This is a genomic window from Microbacterium sp. B19, assembly GCF_000333395.1.
Classification (GTDB): Bacteria; Actinomycetota; Actinomycetes; order Actinomycetales; family Microbacteriaceae; genus Microbacterium.
Genome location: NZ_BADA01000371.1, coordinates 1 through 2194 on the forward strand (window position 1 = coordinate 1; position 2194 = coordinate 2194).

Here is a 2194-nt window from a genome sequence, read left to right on the forward strand (position 1 = left end):
AGGTCGGCGACGCGGCGGGCAGCGGCGAAGGGGATCTTCGGATCGACGCCGCGCTCGAAGCGACGCGACGCCTCGGAGGGGAGCTTGTGGCGGCGAGCCGTGCGCGCGATCGACACGGTGTCGAAGATCGCGGCCTCGATGAGCACGTTGCGGGTGGCATCCGTCATCTCGGTCGTGCCGCCGCCCATGACGCCGGCCAGGCCGATGGGGCCCGACTCGTCGGTGATCAGCAGGTCTTCGGCATCCAGCGTGCGCACCTTGCCGTCGAGCGTCTCGAGCTTCTCGCCCGCGGTCGCGCGACGCACGGTGATCCCGCCCTGCAGCCGGTCGAGGTCGTACCCGTGGATCGGCTCGCCGAGCTCGAGCATCACGTAGTTCGTGATGTCGATGAGGACGCCGAGCGAACGGATGCCGGCGAGCGTCAGCCGCGCGATCATCCACGCCGGCGTCGGCTTGGTGGGGTCCACGTCGCGGACGATGCGCGCGACGAACTCCGTGGCCCCGACACGGCCGCGGATCGGCGCCTGGTCGTCGACCGCGATCGGGAACCCGGCACCCGGGTCGAGGTCGCCCCACGCCCGCTCGGCGGGGTCGCGGAACGCCGCGCCCGTGGCGTGCGAGTACTCGCGCGCGACGCCGCGCAGCGACAGCGCGTACCCGCGGTCGGGAGTGACGTTGATCTCCACGGCCACGTCGTCGAGCCCGAGCAGCGCGATCGCGTCGGTGCCGACGGGAGCGTCGATTCCGAGGTCGACCAGACGCAGGATGCCGTTGTGCTCGTCGCCGAGACCGAGCTCGCGCGCCGAGGCGATCATGCCGTCGGACACGTGTCCGTAGGTCTTGCGTGCGGCGATCGGGAACGGCCCCGGGAGCACGGCACCCGGGAGCGTCACGACGACCTTGTCGCCGACGAAGAAGTTGCCGGCGCCGCACACGATCCCGCGGACACCGCCGTTCTCCTCGCCGACGTCGACCTGGCACCACCGGATCGTCTTGCCGTTGGACTGCGGCTCGGGGGTGAACTCCTTCACCTCGCCGACCACGATGGGTCCTTCGAGCTCGAAGCGGTGCACGTCCTCTTCTTCGAAGCCGACGGAGACCAGGGCCGCCAGGACGTCTTCGGGCGTGGCCTCCGCGGGCACGTCGACGTACTCGCGCAACCAGGAGAGCGGGACGCGCATCAGACCACCATTCCGAACTGCTCGCTGAAACGGACATCGCCCTCGGCCATGTCGCGCATGTCTTGGACGTCGCTACGGAACATGAGCGTGCGCTCGATGCCCATGCCGAACGCGAAGCCCGAGTACTCCTCGGGGTCGATTCCGGCGGCGCGCAGGACGTTGGGGTTCACCATTCCGCAGCCGCCCCACTCGATCCAGCGCGCTCCGCCCTTGAAGGTGGGATGCCACAGGTCGAGCTCGGCGCTCGGCTCGGTGAACGGGAAGAAGTTGGCGCGGAAGCGCGTCTTCGCCTCGGGACCGAAGAGGACGCGCGCGGCGTGGTCGAGCGTGCCCTTCAGGTGCGCCATCGTGATGCCCTTGTCGATGACGAGGCCTTCGAACTGCGTGAAGACCGGGAGATGGGTCGCGTCGAACTCGTCGGTGCGGTACACGCGCCCCGGGGAAAGGATGTAGATCGGGATCTCCCGCTCCAGCATCGATCGCATCTGCACCGGCGACGTCTGCGTACGCAGGACGAGGTGCCGTGCGACGGGGTCGACGTAGAAGGTGTCCTGCATCGTCCGCGCGGGGTGGTCCGGGTCGACGTTGAGGGCGTCGAAGTTGAACCACTCGTGCTCGAGCTCGGGGCCCTCGGCGATCTCCCACCCCATGCCGACGAAGATGTCGGACACCTGCTCCTGCAGGAGCGAGATGGGATGCCGCGCCCCGATGCGCGCGCGCTGCGGGAGGGCCGTGACGTCGACGCGCTCGGCCTCGAGCCGGGCCGCGGTCTCGGCCTCGGCGAGCTCGCCCTCGCGGGCGGCGAACGCCTGGTTCACGCGCCCCCGCGCCTGCCCGACGAGCTTGCCGAACTCGGCCTTGTTCTCGGGGGCGACGTTGCGCAGCTGGGCGTTGAGTCGCGACAGCGGCGACTGCTCCCCGGCGTGCGCGGAAGCGGCGGCCTTCANGTCGGCCGTGGTCGCGGCGTCCGCGACGGCCGCGAAGCGCGCATCGACGGCGGAAGCGACGGCCTC

Annotated in this window: 2 protein-coding genes; both read right to left on the minus strand. The window is 70.5% G+C overall.

Translation table 11 applies throughout. From position 1 onward, the window contains the following. On the minus strand, positions 1-1181 hold a 1181-nt coding region (locus I5G_RS13305), incomplete at its 3' end, for a phenylalanine--tRNA ligase subunit beta (protein ID WP_022879495.1). Continuing rightward, a partial coding sequence (pheS, locus tag I5G_RS13310; RefSeq protein WP_022879496.1) for a phenylalanine--tRNA ligase subunit alpha occupies positions 1181-2194 on the minus strand: 1014 nt, incomplete at its 5' end. The genes I5G_RS13305 and pheS, both read right to left, overlap by 1 nt.